Source organism: Cyclobacterium sp. SYSU L10401 (assembly GCF_010993705.1).
GTDB lineage: Bacteria > Bacteroidota > Bacteroidia > Cytophagales > Cyclobacteriaceae > Cyclobacterium.
Map to the genome: position 1 here is coordinate 154,878 of NZ_WOFO01000007.1, position 24,111 is coordinate 178,988.

The 24,111-nt window shown below is 44.1% G+C and carries 21 protein-coding genes and 1 pseudogene; 15 read left to right on the forward strand and 7 right to left on the reverse strand.

Annotated elements, in window-relative coordinates:
* Window positions 1-19: 19 nt before the first annotated feature.
* From GL182_RS16725 to GL182_RS16760, 8 genes are all read left to right on the forward strand, one after another.
* Window positions 20-3,121, forward strand: coding sequence for a SusC/RagA family TonB-linked outer membrane protein (locus GL182_RS16725; RefSeq protein WP_163380920.1), 3,102 nt, complete (start codon window positions 20-22; stop codon window positions 3,119-3,121).
* A 28-nt stretch (window positions 3,122-3,149) separates the two neighbouring features.
* Window positions 3,150-4,655, forward strand: coding sequence for a RagB/SusD family nutrient uptake outer membrane protein (locus tag GL182_RS16730; RefSeq protein WP_163380921.1), 1,506 nt, complete (start codon window positions 3,150-3,152; stop codon window positions 4,653-4,655).
* Window positions 4,656-4,812: 157 nt separating this feature from the next.
* Entirely contained in the window at window positions 4,813-5,853 is a 1,041-nt protein-coding gene (locus tag GL182_RS16735; protein WP_163380922.1) for a ThuA domain-containing protein, read from the forward strand.
* Window positions 5,854-5,898: 45 nt separating this feature from the next.
* Window positions 5,899-6,750: a sugar phosphate isomerase/epimerase family protein gene (locus GL182_RS16740; RefSeq protein WP_163380923.1), complete on the forward strand. Its 852-nt coding sequence runs from the start codon at window positions 5,899-5,901 to the stop codon at window positions 6,748-6,750.
* A 49-nt stretch (window positions 6,751-6,799) separates the two neighbouring features.
* Window positions 6,800-7,624 carry a sugar phosphate isomerase/epimerase family protein gene (locus GL182_RS16745; protein WP_240469866.1) on the forward strand — a complete coding sequence of 275 codons (825 nt, stop codon included), beginning with the start codon at window positions 6,800-6,802 and terminating at the stop codon, window positions 7,622-7,624.
* 3 nt (window positions 7,625-7,627) lie between these two features.
* On the forward strand, window positions 7,628-8,431 hold the full coding sequence (locus tag GL182_RS16750; RefSeq protein ID WP_163380924.1) for an alpha/beta fold hydrolase: 804 nt from the start codon (window positions 7,628-7,630) through the stop codon (window positions 8,429-8,431).
* A 107-nt stretch (window positions 8,432-8,538) separates the two neighbouring features.
* A complete protein-coding gene (locus tag GL182_RS16755) occupies window positions 8,539-9,669 on the forward strand; it encodes an FG-GAP repeat domain-containing protein (protein ID WP_163380925.1) in 1,131 nt (376 codons plus the stop codon).
* 155 nt (window positions 9,670-9,824) lie between these two features.
* Window positions 9,825-11,402 carry a calcineurin-like phosphoesterase C-terminal domain-containing protein gene (locus tag GL182_RS16760; protein WP_163380926.1) on the forward strand — a complete coding sequence of 526 codons (1,578 nt, stop codon included), beginning with the start codon at window positions 9,825-9,827 and terminating at the stop codon, window positions 11,400-11,402.
* Window positions 11,403-11,519: 117 nt separating this feature from the next.
* Here the strand turns inward: GL182_RS16760 and GL182_RS16765 are convergent, their stop codons facing one another.
* The 4 genes from GL182_RS16765 to GL182_RS16775 form a co-directional block, all read right to left on the reverse strand.
* The gene (locus GL182_RS16765) at window positions 11,520-12,680 is read right to left on the reverse strand and encodes a hypothetical protein (RefSeq protein ID WP_205603672.1); all 1,161 of its coding nucleotides are present in this window, start codon (window positions 12,678-12,680) and stop codon (window positions 11,520-11,522) included.
* Between the two features lie 34 nt (window positions 12,681-12,714).
* The gene (locus GL182_RS24410; protein WP_262889346.1) at window positions 12,715-12,978 is read right to left on the reverse strand and encodes an Ldh family oxidoreductase; all 264 of its coding nucleotides are present in this window, start codon (window positions 12,976-12,978) and stop codon (window positions 12,715-12,717) included.
* On the reverse strand, window positions 12,936-13,826 hold the full coding sequence (locus tag GL182_RS16770; RefSeq protein ID WP_262889347.1) for an Ldh family oxidoreductase: 891 nt from the start codon (window positions 13,824-13,826) through the stop codon (window positions 12,936-12,938). The genes GL182_RS24410 and GL182_RS16770 overlap by 43 nt, the downstream gene beginning before the upstream one ends.
* Window positions 13,827-13,894: 68 nt before the next feature.
* Window positions 13,895-14,527 carry a DUF1080 domain-containing protein gene (locus tag GL182_RS16775; RefSeq protein ID WP_163380928.1) on the reverse strand — a complete coding sequence of 211 codons (633 nt, stop codon included), beginning with the start codon at window positions 14,525-14,527 and terminating at the stop codon, window positions 13,895-13,897.
* Between the two features lie 298 nt (window positions 14,528-14,825).
* On the opposite strand from GL182_RS16775, the gene GL182_RS16780 reads away from it, so the two are divergent.
* From GL182_RS16780 to GL182_RS16810, 7 genes are all read left to right on the forward strand, one after another.
* Window positions 14,826-15,209, forward strand: a complete 384-nt coding sequence (locus GL182_RS16780) for a TraR/DksA family transcriptional regulator (protein WP_163380929.1) — start codon at window positions 14,826-14,828, stop codon at window positions 15,207-15,209.
* Window positions 15,210-15,211: 2 nt separating this feature from the next.
* Window positions 15,212-15,772, forward strand: a complete 561-nt coding sequence (scpB, locus tag GL182_RS16785) for an SMC-Scp complex subunit ScpB (RefSeq protein WP_163380930.1) — start codon at window positions 15,212-15,214, stop codon at window positions 15,770-15,772.
* A gap of 129 nt (window positions 15,773-15,901) precedes the next feature.
* Window positions 15,902-16,951, forward strand: coding sequence for a pseudouridine synthase (locus tag GL182_RS16790; RefSeq protein WP_163380931.1), 1,050 nt, complete (start codon window positions 15,902-15,904; stop codon window positions 16,949-16,951).
* Between the two features lie 59 nt (window positions 16,952-17,010).
* Window positions 17,011-17,292, forward strand: a complete 282-nt coding sequence (locus GL182_RS16795; RefSeq protein WP_163380932.1) for a DUF427 domain-containing protein — start codon at window positions 17,011-17,013, stop codon at window positions 17,290-17,292.
* A 6-nt stretch (window positions 17,293-17,298) separates the two neighbouring features.
* Entirely contained in the window at window positions 17,299-18,693 is a 1,395-nt protein-coding gene (locus GL182_RS16800) for a mercuric reductase (RefSeq protein WP_163380933.1), read from the forward strand.
* Between the two features lie 15 nt (window positions 18,694-18,708).
* Window positions 18,709-19,167 carry a YciI family protein gene (locus GL182_RS16805; protein ID WP_163380934.1) on the forward strand — a complete coding sequence of 153 codons (459 nt, stop codon included), beginning with the start codon at window positions 18,709-18,711 and terminating at the stop codon, window positions 19,165-19,167.
* A gap of 132 nt (window positions 19,168-19,299) precedes the next feature.
* The gene (locus tag GL182_RS16810; RefSeq protein ID WP_163380935.1) at window positions 19,300-20,565 is read left to right on the forward strand and encodes a 6-bladed beta-propeller; all 1,266 of its coding nucleotides are present in this window, start codon (window positions 19,300-19,302) and stop codon (window positions 20,563-20,565) included.
* 129 nt (window positions 20,566-20,694) lie between these two features.
* On the opposite strand, the gene GL182_RS16815 is transcribed toward GL182_RS16810, so the two are convergent.
* The 3 genes and pseudogenes from GL182_RS16815 to GL182_RS16825 all read right to left on the reverse strand — a co-directional run.
* Window positions 20,695-21,984, reverse strand: a complete 1,290-nt coding sequence (locus GL182_RS16815) for an ATP-binding protein (protein ID WP_163380936.1) — start codon at window positions 21,982-21,984, stop codon at window positions 20,695-20,697.
* Between the two features lie 193 nt (window positions 21,985-22,177).
* Complete coding sequence (locus GL182_RS16820; protein WP_163380937.1) at window positions 22,178-23,305, reverse strand: ATP-binding protein; 1,128 nt, start codon at window positions 23,303-23,305, stop codon at window positions 22,178-22,180.
* A 223-nt stretch (window positions 23,306-23,528) separates the two neighbouring features.
* A pseudogene (locus tag GL182_RS16825) lies at window positions 23,529-24,026 on the reverse strand (DUF4221 family protein); the annotation flags it as partial.
* Between the last annotated feature and the right edge of the window lie 85 nt (window positions 24,027-24,111).

Consider the following 24,111-nt stretch of genomic DNA (forward strand, 5'->3'; position numbering starts at 1 on the left):
ATCAATAAACCTCAGCACTATGGAAAAAGTTTTCCTCAAAAAAATCAAATACAGTATGGCTGTATTTGTCCTGTCCCTGCTCTTAATCAGCGGACAAACGATGGCCCAGGGAGACAGAACGGTCTCTGGAGTAGTCAAATCACAAGAAGATCAGGAATTGATACCCGGGGTATCTGTATTGGTCAAAGGCACCACCAGGGGCACAGTTACCGATATTGACGGTGAGTTTAACATTGAAGTATCTACTGGAGAAGTTTTGGTTGCCAGTTTTATAGGCTATGAATCAAAGGAAGTTACCATCCAGGAAGGCATGAACAATGTGGACATCTTGCTCAACTCCTCCTTCTCTGATCTAACCGAGGTAGTGGTGGTAGGATATGGTACCCAGAAAAAGTCAGACCTTACCGGATCTGTAGGATCTGTCAGTAGTGAAGCCCTGCAGGAAAGGCCTTCTGCTTCATTGAATCAGGCCCTTTCGGGAAGGATTCAGGGAGTAAATGTGTCCGTCAACTCAGGTCGACCCGGAGGAAGGGCCAATATCAGAATCAGGGGAAACACTTCGGTAAGTATCGCCAATGATCCGCTATATGTCATCGATGGAGTGATCATCCATGCAGCAGGTCTGGCCAATGGAAGCACTCCCATAGACTACATCAACCCCAACGACATTGCCTCAGTGGAGGTATTAAAAGATGCCTCCGCCACAGCTATTTATGGTGCCAGGGGAGCAAATGGAGTAATTTTGGTTACCACAAAAAGAGGTAACAGCTCGGGAGGAATGATTACCTTTGATACCGATGTCAGTGTAGGTGTCCTGCCCAAAAAGATCCCACTCTTGAATTCAGAAGAGTTTTTGATGGTAGAAGATATTGCCTACCAAAATGCTCAAAAATACGATCCAAATGGATGGGAAAACGGTATTTACCGTGACCCTCAATTAAAAAGAACCAACCCGCTGTTATTTGATGCCAATGGGAATCCCCTGCATGATACGGATTGGCAGGACGAGTCATTCCGTCAGGCAGTCACCCAAAATTATCAATTGGGTTTAACCGGGGGAAATGAAAAGGATACCTATGGCATTTATGTAAACCACAGAAATGAAGAAGGTTTGATGAGGGGCTCCTACCTGAAAAGATATGCGGGAAGATTTGTTTTCGACAGCCAGATCAAGGATTGGCTCAAAGTAGGAGGCACCTTAAGTTACACAGACCAAAAGGAAAGCCAGGTGGACCCGCTGGGTGCAGGAGGTATCATTGCCATGAGGCAGGTACTGGAAGCCCTTCCTATCATTCCGGTGAAATACGATGACGGCAGCTGGGCAGGCAACGAAGATTATCCAGGTATGGAAGGTGGCAACAACCCCCTTCATGTGGTCGAAGACCGGGTCTACATGGTCAATACCCAAACCATGCTAGGGAATTTATACGCCAACTTCAGCCTGGCTGAAGGCCTTGAGTTGCGCTCCGTCCTGGCCACCAATGTCATCAACCAGCGAGTGGATTATTATGGCGGTCGGATGTTAAATTATATTGCCCGAAATCAGGGTGGAGATGCCTCCGTCATGAACGACCGGCTAAACTCCTGGCAGTTTGAAAATTATTTGACCTACAATAAAAACATAGACGAAAACCAATCCATCAATGCCCTTCTGGGATTGTCCTGGCAGCATGTGGACAGGTTTAATAGTACTGCAAGGTCCCAGAATTTTCAGGATGATTATTTCAAATTCAACAACCTGGGTGCAGGTTCCAATGTATTTCAGACACTTTCAGGCACATCTGCTTATGGTTTGAATTCTTATTTCGGAAGATTCAATTATAACCTGAAGGAAAAATACCTGTTGACATTTACCGGTAGAATTGACGGTTCCTCCAAATTTGGGGAAGCCAACAGATATGCTGTCTTCCCTTCAGCTGCCTTGGCATGGAGGGTTTCCGAGGAGGACTTTCTAAAGGACAGCCGTACCCTATCCAATTTGAAATTGAGGGCCAGTTATGGTGTTACAGGAAATTCTGAAATAGCTGCTTATCAGGCATTGGCCGGCATGGGAAATTATACCGTGATATTCAACAACTCAAGATCCATAGGATTGGGTATCAACAGGCTGGCCAATCCTGACCTGAGATGGGAAAAAACCTATCAAACGGATGTAGGGTTAGAATTGGGTCTTTTCAATAACCGGTTGACATTTGAATTGGATCTATACAGAAAACTGACAGAAGACATGTTGCTCAATGCTCCCGTACCTTCCAGTAGCGGCTACACTCAGGTGACCCGAAACATAGGAAGCATGGAAAACAAGGGGGTTGAGTTTGCTTTGAATTCAGTAAACATGGTCAATAAGGACTTCAAATGGGATACCCACTTCAACATATCCATCAACCGAAACAAGGTACTGGAACTGACTGGCGGAGCAGATATTTTTTCCGGATCCACCATTATCAGGGAAGGGGAGCCGGTAAGTTCTTTCTTTGGGTTTGTCCACCAGGGTACCTGGGATACGGATGAGGCCGACCAGGCCGCCCAATACCTCAAACTACCCGGAGACATCAAATATGAGGACGTAAACGGTGATGGCGCTATCAATGACAACGACCGGGTCATCATTGGTCAGGGAATTCCCAAAGGATTTGGAACTTTGATGAATACTTTTCAATACAAAAACTTTGAGCTGATGGTGGACCTGCAATTCATGTATGGCAACAATGTATTGTGGAGAAGCAAGCATTCTGCAGAAGACCGACAGGGTATTGCCAATAGCTTCCGCACCGTGCTAAATGCCTGGACGCCGGACAACCAAAATACCAATATTGCAGAACTGCGGCCACTGACCGCTGGCTACAATACATTTAATGATTCAGACAGGGCCCAGGAAGGTTCCTTTTTGAGAGGCCGAAACCTGTTATTTGCTTATACCTTTGAGCCGGACCTGATCCAAAGGATCAAGCTTAACCGACTGAGGGCATTTGTTTCAGTACAGAACTTCTTCCTGAACACCAAATTCCAGGGATACGATCCTGAAGTTTCCACTTCCGGTTCTCCATTTGATCAGGGAGTAGATTTATATGCTTACCCCAAACCCAGGGTATTTATGCTAGGAGTAAACATTGCCCTATAATCAGTAAATCTTGAAAAAAATGAACAACATGAAGAAACATATCATAAAATTTAGCCGTGTGTTGGTCATCGGATTACTGATGACCTCTGCCTGGGGATGTAACGAGTTCCTGGAAGAAACTGATAAATCCAACTTTACCCTGGAAAACTATTTCACCAAACCTGAACACGCCAGCAGTGTGGTGAATTCAATTTACCAAAGTCTGCAACCAGTCATGTCTAGTGGCTTTGGTGGAGGCCCCTGGATGATGTTGGAGTTTGCCACCGGCCTGGCCAATACCGAATTGGGACAGGCACAGAACAGTCTTTTTGTCAGAAGCCTGATCAATAATTCAGATAATGGATATGGACAGACCTACTGGACCAGTTCCTATCGGGGTATTGCCAATGCCAACCTGGCCATTGAAAAAATACCTGAAATAGAGATGGACAACGATGAGCAAAGCCGCCTTTTGGGGGAAGCCCGCTTTTTCAGGGCCTATTATTACTTCAATCTGATAAGAATATTTGGAAATATTCCGTTGATCACCGCTTCTATAGATTTGACAAGCCCGGAATTGTATCCGGAGCCTGCTAGTTTAGAAGCGGTTTACAATCAGATTGTAGCAGACCTGGAAGTTGCGGAAAATTCCGGGCTTCCATGGAGAGATGCCAGCGGCAGGGTTTCCATGGGTGCCGTTAAATCACTCATGTCTTCTGTCTACCTGACCATGGCAGGCTATCCCCTGCAGGGAGGCAGCCAGTATTACCAGCTTGCAGCCGAAAAGGCAAATGATGTCATCCAGTCAGGCGTTTTTGATTTATTTGATTCCTACGACAAACTCCATTCTGTGGAAGACAAGAACCTGGGAGAACACATTTTCATGGCCCAGTATGCCGCCTTTACCGTTCCTTCCTCCTGGCAGGTCTCCATCATTCCCTACAACAGGGGAATCTCTGCCTATAGTGCAGAGACCGGCGGAATATTCGCTAACGAGGAGTTTGTGGAGTCTTTTGAAACAGGAGACAAAAGGGCAGAAGAAAAGGAGTTTTTCTACACAGAATACAGTTTGGAATCTGATAGAAACACCATCATGGAATTGGGAGACTATTACATTTGGAAACACTTTGACGAAGAGGCCCAACTCAGAACTACCAGCAGTGGGATGAACTGGCCCATTTATCGGTATGCAGAAATACTTCTCATTTATGCAGAGGCGATGAATGAAGTCAACGGCCCGACAGAGGAAGCCTATGAGGCAGTAAATCTGATCCGGAGAAGGGCCAACCTACCCGACCTGGAAAACCTAGATCAGCAGGAATTCAGAGAAGCCGTATGGAGAGAAAAATGGGTTGAACTGTGCTTTGAAAACAAAACATGGTATGACATGGTGCGGTTAAGAAAGGCATTCAATGTCAATACCCTGGAGTTTGAAGATTATGTTGGCCATGAATTTTCTTATGGTCCGACACTAAAAGAGCGGGAGCTGCTTTTCCCCATTCCTACTGCAGAAATCAGAAACAATGATAAATTAACTCAGAATTCTGGTTACTGATAGGAAGCCAATTCCAAAACCAGGCAATAAGGGGCTGACCGGGATAAATGATCCCGGTTTGCCCCTTTTATCCTTTTTTTGTATCATCGGTACCCATTCCTTAAGGATAGTTCAAAACAATTTGCTTAAATTAAATCCGTATTAACGCACGCACCTTATGAAAACACCTTATCTAAGTTCCAAATGCAGACATTTACCCACCCTGCTGTTTATTTTCATTTTTTCCTTGTCCCATACATTATGTATGGCCCAGGAGGAAAAATTAATGCTGCATTTTGAAGGGGAAAATGGCCCTGGCAAAGGAAAAAAAATAGTGCTGATCAGTGGAGATGATGAGTACAGGTCCGAGGAGGGCCTACCCATGCTAGCCAAAATTTTATCCACCCATCATGGATTTTCTACCACCGTACTTTTTCCCATTAATCCGGAAAACAACCAGGTAATTCCCAACCACAATAGCAATATTCCAGGTATGGAAGCACTTGAAGATGCCGATCTGGCCATCATTCTACTTCGATTCAGGGAACTACCGGATGCGCAAATGAAGTATTTTGACGCTTTCCTCAGGGCGGGAAAGCCATTGATAGCCCTGCGTACCTCTACTCATGCATTCAATTACAGCAAGGAAAGCATAAGCGCTTATGCCAAATACCATTGGCAAAGTAAGGTACCTGGCTGGGAAAAAGGATTTGGAGGGAAAATACTGGGAGAGACCTGGGTGGCACACCATGGACACCATGCCAAAGAAGGCACCCGGGGCATGATGGACGGACTACAGGTAGCCAACAAAAACCCTATTTTGAATGGTGTCACTGACATTTGGGCTGCTTCTGATGTATACACCGTTACCCAGCTCGGAGAAGATGCCACCGTATTGATTCATGGTGCCTCCACCTCAGGGATGAATCCGGAAGCGCCGATCAATTGGGAGAAATCCCTGATGCCGGTAGCCTGGACAAAATCCTATACCCTGGAAGGAGGAAAAAAAGGAAGGGTCTTTGCGAGCACAATGGGGGCTTCTGTAGATTTGATGAGCGAGGACTTGCGCCGGTTGATCATCAATGCCAGCTATTGGGGACTGGACATGGAGCCCATGATACCGGAAAAGGCAGTTGTTGACATAGTCGGTAACTATGAGCCTACCATGTTTGGCTTTGATAATTTCCGAGAAGGCATGAAAGTGACAGACTTCGAATAATTACCCGGATTTGACAATCAGTTAAAACCCACAATAAATAAAAAAATGAATAAAATCGGATTTAATGTCCTGGCATGGTCTGCCGTAGTTTCGGACGATTTGAAACCCATAATTGAACGTTTGAAAACCATAGGATATGACGGGGTAGAGTTTTTTGTAGGTTCTCCTGAGGAGAAAGCTTACAAGCAGATTGGAGAATTTACCGCCAAAACCGGACTGGAAACTACTACTGTTTTTGTTTTGGGGCCTGATGAAAACCCGATTGACCCAGATCCCAAAATCAGGGCAAAGGCTTTGGATAAAATCAAGTGGACCATTGACCGCTCCCATGATTTGGGGGCCAAAGTAATCTGTGGACCTTTCCACTCGGCCTTTTCCACTTTTGCCCAAAGATCCCCGACGGAGGATGAGTACAACTGGAGTGCAGAAGTTTTACACCAGGCAGGGGATCATGCCCGGCAAGCCGGTATTACCCTCACGCCCGAAGCACTGAACCGATTCGAGTGCTACCTCTGCAATACCATGGATCAACTTATACACCTGGTCAAAAAAGTATCTCACCCAAATGTCCGGGCGATGTTTGATACCCACCATGCCAATATTGAAGAAAAAAAGCTGGGAGATGCCCTGAGAAAAGTAGCCCCTTACCTGGGCCATGTGCATATCAGCGAAAATGACAGGGGTACACCTGGCTCCGGCCACGTCCCCTGGGATGACAGTTTTTCCGCTCTGGCTGAAATTGGATTTGAGGGATGGCTGACCATAGAGGGGTTCACCCGAAATGATCCCGATTTTGCCAATTCCATTGGGGTTTGGAGGGAATTTTCCCAACCCTGGGAAATGGCTGAAAATGGCTACAAATTCATAAAAGAAATGGGAGCAGAGCACGGATTATAACCCATTCTTTTTCAACTTCACAATCATTACAAAAAACAAACAATATTCCATGACTAATTTACCCTTTCGCTTTGGTGCAGAAGTTTACACCTGGTTCATGAGCAACAATGGAGAAACCTATAAAGGCCAACTGGGCCACATGATAGAGGTGATCTCAAAAGCAGGATTCAAAGGCATACAACCCATCTTTACCTGGATGGGTCCACTCGCAGATGCCGACCTCCTGGAGAAAAAACTTAAAGATGAAAACATTGAACTGGCAGCTGTTGCCCTGGCCCTGGACTGGAACGGCAGCAGGGAAACAGAGGAGGAAAAAAAGATTGCCGATGAAGCCATTAAATTATTGAAAAGATTTCCAGGTTCAGTATTGTGCACGGTACAGATCCCTACCGGCAGGCATGACATAGTACAAAGGAGAAAAAACCTCATTGACATTGTCAATACCGTATCTTCCAGGGCAAGCGATGAGGGTGTGATAAGTAGCTTTCACCCCAATTCACCACATAGTTCTATCACCAGGACGGCTGAAGATTACCAGGTAATCCTGGAAGGACTGGATCCTAAAGTAACCGGATGGTGTCCGGATGTAGGACATATCATCAATGGAGGAATGGACCCGCTGGAAAAAATGAAAGCCTACCGCTCTTTAATCAATCACGTTCATTACAAGGATTGGGACGGAAATCCGGAATTTACGCTTATGGGTAACGGTAAAGTAGATTTCAACAGCATCACGCAATGGCTGAAAGACGAGAAGTTTAATGGCTGGATCATTTGCGAAGATGAAGGCCAGGAAGCCCTGGAGGATCCGGATTTTGTCACCCTCCATGATGGCAAATGGGTATACGAATCACTCATCCCAAAACTTAAATAAGCCATGCCAACCATACAAAACAATGGAATAAATATTTATTTTGAAGAAAAAGGTGAGGGAGAACCCTTATTACTCATCATGGGCATTACCGCTCCAGGATCAGTGTGGGAAAAACATGTAGCCCACTGGCAAAAATCCTTCCGGTGTATACTGGTAGATAACAGGGGAGTGGGCTTATCAGACAAACCCCCAGGTCCTTATAGTTCTGCCCAAATGGCAGATGATTGTGCCGGTTTACTCAAGCATTTAGGCATCAAACAGGCCAGGGTGGCAGGTGTCTCCATGGGTAGTATCATTGCACAACAACTGGCCATTCGTCATCCTGAAATGGTGAGGTCCATGGTGCTTATGTGTCCATGGGCCAGGTGTGACCATACCGCAAAGGATATTTTCAGACATATGGTGGATTGTAAAGCCAGATTGAGACCTGAAGAATTTTCCGTTTATATTCAACTACTGATCTTTTCCAAGAGCTCCTTTGACGATCAGGAAACCTATAGCGGTATGTTGGAAGACAGGAAAAATGCAGCTGATGATCCCAACCCTCAACCCTTGATTGGCCTTGAAGGTCAGGCTGAGGCTTGCATTCACCATGATGTTTTAAATCAACTTCCCACTATACAGCATCCTGTACTAGTAACTGGTGGAGAAAAAGATGCATTTACTCCCCTTTGGATGACCAAAGAGGTGGCTGCAGCCATTCCCAATGCCCAGCTGCATACCTACCCCAACAGTGGTCATGCTTTTCATTGGGAAAACCTGGAGGATTTTAACCAAAGGGTCCATCAGTGGTTGATGGAAAACTAATATCAGGAGCTTTAAAATAAAACCAGCTCCGAATTGATCATTTCCCCCTATCCTAAAAACAGGACAGTGCAGGACACTTTTCTTTCTCAATGCCCTAACTTTAAGGTATGAATGTATCTTTTATAGTATTAGTGTTATTGAGCCCGCTCAGCAGGGAGCCCCAACCTGTTGTATTCGAAAAGCAGTTGATTGCTATGGAAAGTGCCGAGTCGGTGGGGGTTTTGGATGTAAATGGAGATGGTACCCCAGATCTTGTATCCGGCAGCTACTGGTACCAGGGACCTGAATTTACCAAAAGATACCTTATCGGGCAAGTCAAAAGAGTGAGTGAATATTTTGATGACTTTTCTACCATTCCACTGGATGTGAATGGAGATGGTAACATGGATTATGTGACGGGAGGATGGTTTGGTAAAACCCTTTTTTGGGTAGAAAACCCGGGAAATAATGGAGAATGGCAGCCCCACGAAATAGCCAATACCGGTAATGTAGAAACTACCAGGGCCTGGGATGTGAATGGAGATGGACACCTGGATATTGTTCCCAACACCCCTAACCAAGCCCTGGCCTACTATAGTTTAAAAAGGGATGATAATGGTAAAGGGACCGGGGCATTTGAAAAATTCCCTGTGACTGAAAAACATGGACATGGGCTGGGTTTCGGCGACATCAATGGTGATGGCAGGGGAGATTTCATCATTCCTGAAGGCTGGTTGGAAGCCCCTGAAGACCTGGAAAATGGCAGCTGGAAGCTTCATGAAGCTTTTCAACTGGAAGGGGCCAGTGTACCCATCCTGGTAGTAGATGTAAACAAAGATGGATTGAATGACTTGATTGTAGGCCAGGGGCATGACTATGGCCTGCATTGGTACGAGCAAAAACGACAAGGGGATAACATTTCTTTTACCCAACACCCCATTGACCCCTATCAGTCCCAGTACCATACCATGGAATGGGCAGATATAGACAATGATGGAGAAATGGAATTGATTACCGGCAAAAGGTATAGGGCCCATAATGGGAATGATCCCGGAGCAAATGACCACCTTGGATTGTATTATTTCAAATGGAATGGGGAATCATTTACCAAGAACATCATCAGCTACGGTCCTTTTGGAGAAGGCAAAGGGGCGGGCTTGTTTTTTTCCGTTGAAGATCTAAACGCAGACGGGATGCTGGATATCGTGGTGGCTGGAAAAGACGGCCTGGTGGTCTTTCACAATAAAGGAAGCAAATGAAAACCTTCAGGTAATCATGGCTAGGTTTTTCCTACAGGCTTTTACATACTTTGATCTAGCTTTTGTCAGCAGCAAAGGTAACCAAAATTTAACTTTAAGCTTACCTGGTAAATAACCGCAAGGCTTAACTTGAGCCATCAAAAAATAGCGCAAACATGAAAAAAATAATCATTATTTGCTGGGCCCTATGTGCCAGCATCAGTCTACATGCCCAAAACGAAGTGAAAGGGTATGTTTTTGAAGACCTCAATGAAAACGGAAAAAAAGAACGAAGGGAAAAAGGACTGCCTGAAGTTGCTGTCAGCAATGGTGTGGATGTCGTTTTAACAGATGAAAAAGGAGCATATTCCCTACCCATTGGTGAGGATAATATCATTTTTGTCATCAAGCCGGGAGGGTATGCAGTGCCAGTTGGAGATGATAATTTGCCTCATTATTACTACAATCACAAACCGAAGGGCTCCCCCCAACTCCAATACAAAGGGGTCGACCCAACCGGTCCCCTACCCAAATCGGTAGATTTTGCCTTATATCCCAAAGAAGAAGCGGAAGCATTCACAGCCATGATCTTTGGTGACCCTCAACCCTATACGGAAAAAGAGTTGGAATTATTTGCCAAAGGAGTGGTAGAAAAAGCAAAAAATGAAGAAAACATCAGCTTTGGTATCTCCCTGGGTGACCTGGCAGGTGATGACCTTGATCTACATCCCAAGTATGTAACTGTCATGCAGCAAACTTCCTGGCCCTGGTACAATGTACTGGGCAACCATGACATGAATTACGATGCCAAAACAGATGCCCATTCGGATGAATCATTTGAAAGGACTTTTGGTCCTTCCGCTTATGCTTTTAATTATGGGGAAGCACATTTCATCGTCCTGGAAGATATCCTCTACCCTGATCCCAGGGATGGTCAGGGCTACTGGGGAGGTTTCAGAGAGGACCAACTGGATTTCGTAGAAAATAATTTAAAGTACGTGGATAAGGACAGACTGGTCGTATTGTCTTTCCATATTCCCCTTTGGCATGAAAATGAAAATTCCTTCCGGGACAGTGACAGAAAGCGACTGTTTGACCTGCTAAAGGACTACCCAAACAGACTGGCCATTTCGGCCCACACCCATTTGCAAAGACACAATTTCTATACGGCCGAAGATGGATGGGAGGGAGCATCCCGCTTCCATGAATACAATGCCGGAACCACCTCAGGAGACTGGTACTCGGGACAGCTAAATGAAGAAGGCATACCCATATCCACCATGAGAGACGGTACCCCCAAAGGATATGCCCTCTTGCGGGTTGAAGGCAATCAATACAAGATAGATTACCAGGTTATTGGTAAACCCCTGGATCACCAAATCAAAATCTTTAATCCCAAAGTCGTAGCCAATAACAGGGGGAGTTCTTCCGGAATATTTGCCAATTTTTACATGGGAGACAAAGAAGATCTTGTGGAATATAAAATCGATAACGGCGAATGGAAACCCATGAACTGGACCGCTGCACCTGACCCCTCTTTCCTGGCAGATGTCATGGAGTGGGATTTCATGGAGAAATTGTCTCCGGGAAGAAGACCCTCAAACCCCGTAAATTCAACGCACCTCTGGAGAGGAAGTATCCCCACCAATCTGCCAATAGGTAAGCATAGGATAACCGTCCGTGCCAAAGATATGTTTGGCCGTACTTTTACCGAGACCAGCGAATATACCATTGCTGAACCCGTCCCCTATTGAAACCACCCACCTGGAAAAGCGGCTACTCCCCTTGTTGGGGTAGCCGCTTTTTTTTCGGATTGAATAATTGCCTGAAACCTACCTTGGATCCCGGTAAGTCGGCCTCTGGATGCCATGTCATTTGATGCCATACCCGGCCAACTCTTCGTCAATCAGTTGGTTCCATCGTTCCTGAGCCCTTGCATTCAATCCATGGGCGGTCTCCCGATCGTACTGTTCCTGCATTTTGTTCATTTCCCGGTAGGCCTCCAGGTAATGAAAGGATACTTTTCTATCATAATTATGAGGCTGAAGATCCATGTTCGACACCTTTTCCTTTAACCGTTCCATGATAATCCTGGCGATATCAAAATGTCTTTGTTCGTGGTTGAGACCGTAACTGTTGTTGGTGCCCTTTACCCAGGAGGAACTTTTCAACATATAGGTCTTGAAAACCAGGTCAACAATTACCTCCCCTTCTTCAATCCAACTGTTGCCTTCATACGAAATACTTGCAAAAATAGAAGCCGCATAATTGTTGAACCTTGGCCTGCCGGTAAAGTCCTCCCAGGTAAGCGGTCTTTTGGGGTTATAGAAAACAGTGTCATCCTGGTTATCCTCCCGGTAATCCCTGATCTTAATGGTTACATCACTGGCCAGCTTGATGTCCTCAGTCGCCTCCCTTTCCATCCAATCATTGAAATAATTCAACGAATTGTTGATTGATTTTCGCAAAACAGGCTCAATTACAGAAAACTGCCTCACCCCTCTTTTGTAGCTGACCCCACCCTGAAAATCCAGTAAATGAACCAATTCATCTTCCCTTTCCAGTTCAAATGAAAAGTCCAGGTATACTTCACCCTCCACCAAACCACTTTTGGAATCCGTCAATACCTCAATTATTTTCATGTCCCTGATTCGGATCACGACGGGCCTGAGGCTCTGGTCTCTGGGCAAAGCTCCGAAGACATACTTCTCAACTGCCGAAATTGCGCCTCCTTCCAGGTCCACTGTTTCCAATTGGCTTCCGCTACTGATGTTTCGCACTAAAAATGCCACCGGAGATCGGTCTGTTCTATCGTCAATTACCCCCTTGATATGGAATTCCTTTGGTACAAATAGCTGGGAAAATACCCGGAGGGAAATCGGGTCAATACTTTGCGGCAAAGGGGAAGCAAAGACCGGATTCAAAACCAAAAGGAAGCAAGCGACAAGCATGAAAAAAGGATTCCTTTTCCTGTGAAATTGTTGCACTATTAAATCCCTGGTTTCCATAGTAAACTGATCCTCATTTGCCATAACGGCATTTTTGATCAACTGGTTCTGAACAAGGTCAGGGCATTTTTATGCCAGTAGCCTGTGCTACAACTTTCAGGTCCCTGACTACCTCCATTTGAAGCGGGATTCCATACCTCATTCTCTCCTGGTAGGCCCGCCACTCCGGATCTCCGGGGATGAGTACTTCTGACTCTCCCGGAAGTGGAACGGCCGCCCTAAGGGTGCGGATCCACGCATCCATCTGTTCTTTAAACTCCTGCAGCTCCCTGAATCCATCTACATCCCAGGCAGAAAAAAAATGTCCAATACCTTTTCCCACTTGTTTATCCGACCTGCAGTGTCGATGGCAAAAGGAATGGCAAAGGGACCCCAATTGGCCCCACTTAAAACGGCGCTTAAAATATCAACCATACCGGCCAGGCAATAGCCCTTATGCCCTGAACCATCCTTGTTGCTTCCCAAAGGCAATAAAGCTCCCCCATTCATCATCCTTTCAGGGTCTTCGGTGCCTTGGCCATTTTCATCCAGACACCAGCCTAAGGGTACTTTTTTACCAGCTCGTTTGGCAATTTCCACCTTTCCATAGGCCACCGTACTGCTGGCAAAGTCCATCAGTACCACCGGTTCGCTACCGGTTGGAAATGCCATGGCCACCGGATTGGTACCGAGCATTTTCTCCTTTCCATTAAAGGCAGCCACCCCCTTACTGGTATTGGTCATCGACATGCCTATAAAATCGTGTTTTACCGCCATCAGGGGATAATACCCTGCGGCTCCAAAATGATTGGTATGACAAACAGCTACGGATCCGGAACCATAATCCCGGGCTTTTTCAATGGCTATCTGCATGCATTTTGGCCCGATAACCAGGCCTAAGCCATTGTCTCCATCTACCGTTACCACCGCATGTTTTTCCCGTATCCGCTTCAGTTTGGGCCTGGGATTGATTTTCCCTGCCTGCAGCAATCCCACGTATGTTTTTAGCCTGGCGACTCCATGCGAATCGATCCCATGTTCATCACTATAGGCCAACACATCAGTAGCCAGCAGGGCATCTTCCTCAGGAATATCAAAATACATGAATACCCCGACCATAAACTCTCTTAAGGCTTGTGCTTCAAATAATACGCTTTTGTCCCCCATTGACGATCCCATAAAACAAAACATCCAGCAAACCCTTTAAAAGTAAGCTGGATGCGGTGAAAATAAATTACAAACTACTGCAACCCGGCTTATCAGGGTAGTGGCTTGATCATGATATCCTTGTAATAAATGACGCTTTTCGGGTCATGTGCCTGTATGGCGATGGTCCCGCTACTCAACTTTTTGGGGCTATCTCCAATCGCTTCCCTATCCTGAGACTCGGTAAACTCATTGACCACTTCACCATTCACCTTAATGGTTACATTTTCTCCATTAACAATGATGTGTTTGGTGTACCACTCTTCGTCTGAAACGAAGGTATCCCTCACGTCTTTAAAACTGTATACACTACCGGTTTTTCTCCAGTCCCCATGACTTTGGTTCACCTGGATTTCATATCCTTTTTCCGGCCAGCCGTCTTCCTGGAATTCAGTATGGATAAAGACACCCGAATTGGCACTGGGCATGGTTTTGATTTGCATTTTCAGTTCAAAGTTCTTGAAATCATGATTCTGCACCTTACCTGTATAAAACATATGGGCTCTGGGGCCATCAATTTTAATGACACCATCGGCAATGGTAAAAGAGTCCGGATTCTCACTAATGGTCCAGCCTTTGAAGGATTTACCATTGAATAACTTGATCCAACCGTCTTTATCTGCTTTCTGAGCAGAAACCGAGAAAGATACAAAGGCACATAAAGCTACTATTATGATTTTTTTCATCAAATTATTTTTGGTTAATTATTGCTTGGCTGAAATTAATACAATTAAAGGGATAATTCAAAAAAGAAAATAGAATCCATTTTCGGATTTTATTTTACTCAAAAAAACCCAAATATTATGGCTATTTAATTGTAAATATAAAAATTATTTCTGCTTTGCCCGGTAATTTTAAGGCAGTTTAAAATTTAAATCTTCTTCCTGCCCATATCTCTGGATTCAAATCGCACAAATAAAAAATAATAGATTTTTGATTTAAGAATTGTCACTGTATTTTAGGGAAATTTTTAACAGAATTGTTATGAGCCAGGAAGAAAAAACCAGTTATTCCAAGGAGGAACTTCAGGAATTTGAAGTGCTAATCAATGAAAAACTTGCCGTAGCCAAAGAGGAGCTTTTGCAACTTAAAAGGTCACTTAGCAAACAAAATGACAGTGGGACAGACAACACCGCATCTACTTCCAAAATTCTGGAAGATGGAGCCGATACCCTGGAGCGGGAAAACCTAAGCCAACTGGCTGCACGGCAACAAAAGTTTATCATCAACCTTGAAAATGCGTTGAGAAGAATCAAGAACGGCACCTATGGCGTCTGTGTGGATACAGGCAAGCTGATCAGTAAAGAAAGACTACGTGCGGTGCCTCATACCATGCACAGCATCGAAGCCAAAATGGCCAAAAAATAAACTTGGATTTTTTACACCGACATATTGAAGCTTTGGTATTTTGCTCCACTGAGCCCCTGGGTCTGGCGGAGATACAAAAATGCCTGAATGAAATGTTTGAATCTGAGGTGCCGCTGGAGCATCTGGAAAAGGCAGTCGCTGAGTTGCAACAGAAATTCCAGGCAGATGAACATGCCTTCAGCCTGGAAGAAATAGCCGGAGGTTACCAGTTTTTAACCAAACCCGCCTACCAAAGCAGCATTTCCATCCTCCAAAAGCACCAATCACAGAAAAGATTATCTACAGCACAGCTTGAAACCTTGTCTATCATTGCCTACAAACAACCGGTAACAAAATCTGAAATTGAACAAATCAGGGGGGTGAATTGCGACTATTCGGTGCAGAAACTGTTGGAAAAATCCCTGGTTGCCATCAAAGGTAAATCTGAGGGGATCGGCAGGCCCATGCTGTATGGGACGAGTCCCAAATTCATGGAATACTTTGGCATCAATGATTTGAGTGAATTACCTCAACCCAAAGATTTTAAAACAGAAGAAAATGAGATCGGCAATCAAAATGATTGAATTTAAACCGATTTTTGCAATTATCCCGGATAAATAGACTAATTTTGCAGCCGCATTGAACGAAGGCAATTCCTTCATTTCAAGGTTTTTACCTACAATTTGAAAATACAGCAGAGATGCTGCAAACTTATGAGAAAATTCAACAAAAAAGAGGGTGATTTCTCCAGAAAATCATCCCGTACCTCCACCGGTAGCAAAGGCCGTTTATTGAAAGACAAAACCAAAGAAGTAGAAAGGCATACCCCCGCTGAAAAAAGCGAATACAAAGGCAGGGGAAAAAATGAGAAGCCTACCTATGGTAGCTTTCAAGAAAGAGACCCTAAAAAGAAGCCTTTTAAGAAGCCCTTCTCGCCTATTTCCAAAGCAAGAAAAAACAAAAGCAAATCCGAAACCCAGCCGGAGTACGATCTAAAAACCATCCAAAAGCAAGCTCGGCGGGATGCCGATGAAATCCGTCTCAATAAATACATTGCCAATTCAGGGATCTGTTCCAGAAGAGAAGCGGACAGCCTGATTGAAAAGGGAGAAATTACCGTGAATGGTAAGGTGGTTACCGAATTGGGCTTTAAAGTGCTCCGCAAAGACCGCGTATTGTATAAAGGAAAGGCCATCCGACCAGAAAAACCGGTTTATTTGCTTTTAAACAAGCCCAAGGACTTTATCACCACAACTGATGACCCTTTGGAACGAAAGACCGTTATGCACCTGGTAGATGGTGCCTGTGAGGAACGTTTGTTTCCGGTAGGCAGGCTGGACCGGAACACCACCGGTTTATTGTTGTTTACCAATGACGGGGAGTTATCGGCCAAACTTACCCACCCTTCCTATGAGGTGAAAAAAATTTACCAGGTGACCCTGGATAAACCCTTGGCTAAAAACGATCTGGAGGCTATAGTAGCGGGGGTGACCTTAGAGGATGGCTTGACAATGGTGGATGACCTGCAGGTACTTTCCCTGGACAAAACCATTTTAGGACTGGAAATTCATTCCGGAAAAAACCGGATTGTGCGTCGGATTTTTGCTCATTTTGGCTATGAAGTGACCGCACTGGACCGGGTGATGTTTGCCGGATTGAGTAAGAAAGATATCGCTCGGGGCAAATACAGATTCCTGAATGAAAAGGAAGTCATAAACCTTAAGTTTATGAATAAATCCAGAAACAAAAAGCGGCTTAAATAAGCTGCTTTTTGTTTTTAGCAGGGATTTGGTTATCTTATTATCAAATTAATCCCGAACACATGAAAGCCCTTTGGAAAGATAAGATTCTGGCACAGTCCGACGAGACTAAATTTATAGAAAACAACCACTATTTTCCTCATGATTCCTTGAACAGGGAGTTTTTTGAAATATCCAATACCACCTCTGATTGTCCGTGGAAGGGCAGGGCCAGTTATTACCATGTCAGGATCGGTGAAGATACCAACCGAGATGCTGCCTGGTTTTATCCCAACCCTAAGGAAGCTGCAAAAGATATCAAGGACCATGTAGCTTTCTGGAAGGGCATTAAAGTAGAGGAATAGATACCCATGAAAAAATACCATGCCATAGTAATCGGAGCCGGCCAATCGGGGATGCCCCTGGCAAAAAAAATAAGTGCCAAAGGTCTTTCTGTGGCATTGATTGAAAAAAGAGCCCTGGGAGGTACTTGCATCAATGATGGTTGCTCTCCCACCAAAACCATGGCGGCCTCTGCCAGAGTGGCCCATCTGGTAGGCAGGGCAGGAGACTTTGGAATAAATGTCCGGGATTTCAGTGTAGACCAAAAAGCGATCCGGAAAAGGAAAGATTATATCGTAGAGTTGTTTCGTGGTGGGGCAACCAAGGGTTTAAAAAAAGCCGAAAACCTGGACATCATCATGGGTGAGGCAGTATTTCGTACTGAAAAAACAGTTTTGGTCAAAAGACCAGAGCAGGACGACCTGGTCCTGGAAGCTGAAAAATTTTTCATCAATACCGGATCTGCCCCATTTATTCCACCAATTGAGGGCTTAGAGGATTCCCCTTTCCTGGACAGTACCAGTATCATGGAATTGGAGGAAACCCCGGAACACCTGATTGTGCTGGGAGGAGGTTACATCGGCCTGGAGTTTGGGCAGATGTTTAAAAGATTCGGTAGCAAGGTCACCATCCTGGACATGGCCTCCCGGCTGGTGCCCAAAGAAGATGAGGATGTTTGCAAGGAAATTTCCACCATCTTCGCAGAAGAAAAAATTGACAGCCTGGTCAATATTAAAGCAGAAAAAGTAAGCTATCAAAACAAGCAATTCACCCTACATTACAAGGGTGCAAAAGGCCCTGGCAGGGTTAGCGGTTCTCACCTTCTGGTAGCTACTGGCAGAAAACCCAGTAGTGAGCACATCGGTCTTGATTCTCTGGGAGTTAAGCTGAGCAGCAAGGGGCATATTGTCGTTGACGAAAATTTTGAAACCAATGTACCCGGTATCTATGCCCTGGGTGATGTAGCTGGAAGCCCCCCGTTTACCCATATGGCCTATCATGATGCCCATATAGCCTTTAACCGCATTTTTGAGGGAAATAAATCGCTATCGGCAAAAGACCGGTTGGTGCCTTATTGTGTTTTTATTGATCCACAACTTGCGCGGATAGGATGGAATGAGCAACAAGCAAAAGAAAAGGGGATTTCCTATACCACCGGGAAATTCTGGATGAAGCATGCAGGAAGGGCATTGGAAACCGATGAAACCAAGGGCTTTTTTAAGGTGCTGGTAGACCCTGAAAGCAAACAAATATTAGGTGCTACCATTCTCAGCCTGGATGGTGGAGAAATCATGGCCGTCTTACAAATGGCCATGGTAGGGGGAGTCCCCTATGACCAGATCCAACACCTGCCCATCGCCCACCCTACCCTGGCCGAGAGCCTGAACAACCTGATGGGGCAGGTCAAGCGTACCAATAAATAGCGTTTCTACAAGCAAATGAAGTTCTTCTTTATCCTTTCCTTCCTTACAGGAATTGGTTTTATCTCTTTCGCCCAGGGTACCAATCCTCAATACAACGCAGCACTGGCAGACAGCCTTGGTGCAGATGCCTACGGTATGAAAAGTTACGTCCTGGCCATCCTTGAGAGCGGAAACACAGCCCCTGATGATAAAGCCAAGGTCAGCGAGGCTTTTTCAGGCCATATGGCCAACATTCGCCGCCTGGTAGAAGAAGGGAAATTATTGATCGCCGGTCCGCTGGGGGAAAATGAGAACCGGTATAGGGGGATCTTTATCTTTGACGTAACCTCGGTGGAGGAGGCCAGGGAATTGGTTAGCAGCGACCCTGCTATTCAGGCCGGATATTTAGCTGTCAAACTGTACCCCTGGTATGGCTCTGCGGCCCTGCCCATGTACCTGGAAGCGGCCGATAAAATCTGGAAGGAAAATCCCTGAGCATTTTAATTCCTCATTTGCTTTTTTGGGAGTATTGGGTGAAGCAGACCTGGCTCATTTTCACAAGGCAGAGGTTAAATGGCTTAAAATGTCGATATTTTTTAGTAACTTAACTATCTAATTCTTTTTGCCATGAAACTTTCACTACCTACAATCAATATTGCCGGATTGGCAAAAGCCCCTGTTCTTATATTTCTGCTATTTCTAAAGTACAGGCTTTACGTATTGTTGCTGGGAATTTTTATTATACTGTCCGGAGCCTGTAATCAAAACCCCAAATCTGTTCCGGGCCTCGCAAGGATATCCGTGGATCTTTCGGAAGCGCGTACCGGAAAATTATCGGAGTTTTTCGAACCTCATATAGAGTACATCTGGCTGGAGGATGGTTCGGAGGAGGCCCAGCTCAATGCTGGATTGCAAAAAGTCCTTTTTCATGAAGGCAGGATATATACCTTGGATATATTTGGCTGCAAGTGTATTCATATTTTTGATAAATCAGGTAAGTACTTGTCAAAGATCGATGCCTATGGAGAGGGGCCAGGCCAATACCTGGACTTTGATGATCTCGCAGTTGTAGACGAGGAACTGGTCCTCCTCGGAGTATTCCCACGTAAGATCATGTGGTTTAGCCTGGAGGGTGACTATCTCCGGGAGTTAACTTTTCGTGAACAGCTGGGACCGGGTGTATTTTCAGAATTTGACCAGCGATTTTACCTGTATACGGAAACCAGAGATCCGGAAGATTATTTTGTCAAAAGCTTCAATAAATCATTTCAGGACACCATCAAGCATTTCCCCTACCATCCGGAAAAGCTGTATGGACATCATTCTGGAAGAAATTATTTTCAAAAAAGTCAGAAAAACCTCTACTACGGAATGACCTTTCTGGATACCATCTATCAGGTCGAAAAGCGAAATTTTGTTCCAAAACTCGTCTTTGATTTTGGAAAATATGCACAAGACCCTGAAGAACTGAAAAGAATAGACCACCCTGTTGAAAAAATAAACTTTCTCAATAACTCCGCAAAACTATATTTCACAGGCCAATACCTCGTTTCAGAAAAACAGCTTTATACTTATTTGAAATATGAAAAAAAAGTATATAACCTATTCTTTGATCGGGATAAGCAACAAACACTTCTGCTACAGGACAGAATTCTGGACGATATTGACGGAGGATTCGATCCCTTTATGTTCATCTATAGTTTTGGGCCGGGAAAGGTAGGGGTAAAAGTGCCAGGCAGGGATCTCTATGAAGTACTTATGGAGAAAAAAGCCAATATGGGAAAGGCTGAATTCGAAAGCTGGGTAACAAACCAGGGGAAGAATTTCGCAGAAACGGCCATGGCTGCCAGGGATTCCGAAAACCCGGTGTTGATTGTGTACAGATTGAAGTAGCACCGTACAGAACCTACAAATTAGGAATCAACTCATCTGGCTGCATTTACGATATATAAAGGACAGAATATTACAAGACAGACAACTGATGAATCCCTCAGAGACGGATTGATCTTTTTGCGTGATTAGCTAGACAATTGTATGAATCCCATATAAAGGAATATTGATTAACCAGTCATCCTCCCTGTAATTTGATAAAGAGGTGCGAATATTGGTGACCGTTTTATATTTTTCTACAAATACCTTCAAACTTTTTGCTTTCAAATTTTCTTCCGCTTTCACTTCAATTGGAATGATCTGTCCCTTAAGTTGGATGATGAAGTCGAGCTCGGCGGTGGCACTGTCGGCTGACCAATAAGCTGGTTCTAATCCCAACGCCACCAATTGTTGTAAAACAAATTGTTCGGAAATGGCTCCCTTAAACTCCTCAAAAAATTGATTACCTTCCAAAATTGTTTTGGCATCCAAGTCAACCATAGCCCCCAAAAGGCCTATATCTAATAGAAAAAGCTTAAAAGCTCCAAAGTCTTGATACGCCTTCAACGGAATTCCTGCTTTTGAAACCCGATTGACTTGATGAATTAGGCCGCAATCTTTTAACCATGCCAATGCCATCTCGAAATCTTTGGCCCTAGCTCCCTTTTTGACCTGACCGTAGATAAATTTTTTATTCTCTTTGCTGAGTTGAGAAGGAATGGCATTCCAAACCATCCGTATCCTTGGCACAATATCAAATGGGGCATGTTTCGAAAAATCTTGTTGATAGGCCTCCATGATTCTAGTTTGTACAGATCTAACAAGCACTAGGTCTTTTGTATCAATAAAGGTCTGAACAGCCTCAGGCATTCCGCCTATGAAAAAATAGTGTTTGAGCAGATTCTTTAGCTTTTGTGCAAAAGGCTTGACCATGTCCCACTGCTGTGTATGAAGTAGCTGATTCAAGGATTCCTCCCCTAGAGCATCCATAAATTCTTCGAAATCCAGCGGATAGAGATCCATGAATGCTACCTTTCCAACAGGGAAAGAGGTTTCCCGATGCAGTGCCACTCCCAATAATGAACCTGCTGCTATCACATGGTAAGAAGGGGCATTTTCTTGAAAATATTTCAAGGATGTTAACGCACCTTTGGATTCCTGAATCTCATCTAAAATCAACAAGGTATTTTCAGCGTCTATTTTAATTCCTGTTTCAATCTGAAGGGCCGTGAGCAAGCGGTCCGTATCAAAGTCTTGTTCGAAAACCTGCCTCATTGTCTGATTACTTTCAAAATTCACATAGGCAACCTGCCCGTAGTGCTCTGTACCAAAAGCTTTCATCAACCAGGTTTTACCAACCTGTCGCGCTCCTCTAATAATTAATGGTTTTCTTTTGGGGGAATTCTTCCAAGAGATAAGGGATTGAAATAATTTTCTTTTCATGTTGAGATGGTTGAAATTCTAAATTACATTTTTTCAAAGGAAAAAATGTAAAAAAGCACACCTTTTCAAAGGAAACATTGTACCGTCCCACATTTTATTAAACTAACCCCCTATCTCCTTTGTCCGAAGACGCATTACCTTTCAGTTACGGGAAATTCCGAAAAGGATAATAACTGGCCATTAGCCGGAACAGCTAATTTTCATCTGCTCCAACAAATTTCCTAAAGTTCTCCTTAGTAACGAACTCCACGGCGGCGGCGTAGGTATTTACAAAAATGGCCGGAATATTCACCTTAGCTTTGGGATTCCATTTGAATTCAAAAGCTGTGATTTTCCCATCCGACTCCTCCACATAGTCAATTTCCTGTTGGTGCCTAGTCCGCCAAAAATAAGTATTGCAGTACCTTTTGTAATAATGGTTTCGCTTTAGCCTCTCAGACATTAGGAAATTTTCCCATAAAATGCCTATATCATTTCGCAATCCAACTGGATTAAAATTTTGTATGATTGCGTTGCGTATGCCATTGTCGTAGAAATAAACCTTCCGGTTCGTTTTGATCTCGTTGCGCAGGTTACGGCTAAATGAAGTAATCGGAAAAACAATATAGGACAGTTCAAGTAAATGGATATAGCTTGAAACGGTGTTCTTGTCCACCCCTGTTAGCTGAGCCAGTTCATTGTAGCTTACTTCGCTACCGACCTGAAAGGCCAACGCCTGCAATATTTTTTCCAGTACTTCGGGCTTCTTGATATTGCCCAAAGAGAGAATATCTTTAAATAAATAACTCTGAGTAATCTCATTTAGGATTTCCCTTTCCTCACCTCTGTTATTAAGGACATCCGGATAATATCCGTATATCAATCGATTTTCCAAATCTCTCAGGGCATCTAAATATCCGACCGATTTCTCATATTCCCCGTAGGAAATTGGATACAGAAAATATTCGAATTTTCGTCCAGTAAGTGGTTCGTTGGTGTAATTCCGAAGCTCAAAAGCCGATGAACCGCTCACAATCAACTGAACGTTTTTGAATTGGTCGTGGATGATTTTAGCGGTAATTCCAATATTTTCTATCCGTTGTGCCTCGTCTATAAAGACGATCCTTGAGTCACCTAGTATGCTTTCAATCTCTTTGGTATTCGGATTGGTCAGCCTTTGCCTAACCAATGGGTCATCCCCATCCAAAAAAAGAAACTCCCTGCCCTGTAAAACAGCCCGGATAAGCGTGGTTTTCCCGACCTGTCTTGCACCGATTAATAGGATGGTTTTCCCCTTGAACAGCTTTTCAGTTAGCTGACCTTTAAGGCTTCTCTCAATCATAGAAATTTATGTATTCACCAAATTTACGGCTTTTTGGTGAATTAATTCACTAAAAATACAGCTTTTTGGTGAATAGAGAAATTAGCTAATCGAATTAGTTAACTTCTTCACCCTTTATCAAACACCTCCTCGATGTCGAAACCTGTATTGCTTCAACCATAATAAACCGGGCGAAAACCGTCGCCTTCGATAACTCGTCGACCAGTCAACCTATCAACCAAAATCATAAATCTATACTAAGCCGCAAAAACCCCATTTCATCCTCCATATTCTCAAAAATCCAGATGGCACCGTCCTTTACAAAGTAGGTTTGGGGAATAGCGGTTAACTGGGGAACGATGGACTCCGTTATCATCTCCAGGTTTTTATCAAACACTGTCAGGTAAATCGTGCAACTTATAGTGGACATATACGTCCACCTTCCATCAACAACCCTCTCAATTTCCGCTTGGTAAGAAAATCGGTAATATCGATCGTTCCATTTATCCCAAATTAACCGCTCAAATTCAACCTCTTGCAATCCTTTGGCATATATACGATCTATGGCTTCTTCATTTTCTACCTGTTTGGGATAGTAAGGAGACTTTTGATTTGGTGTTAATTTGCTTTCAAAACTTTTCAATACCAAACTGTCATCATCCGGATTGATTACATATATCTCATTAAATACGTTATTACTCAATATAATTTTTCCATCTCCCTTCTCCAGAAATATCTGAGATCCAAAAAATCCGGTTGAAGCACCTCCCTCGACTTTGCCACTCTAAACTCTTTCAATTTATCAAAAGCCGGAAGATCCAACTCAG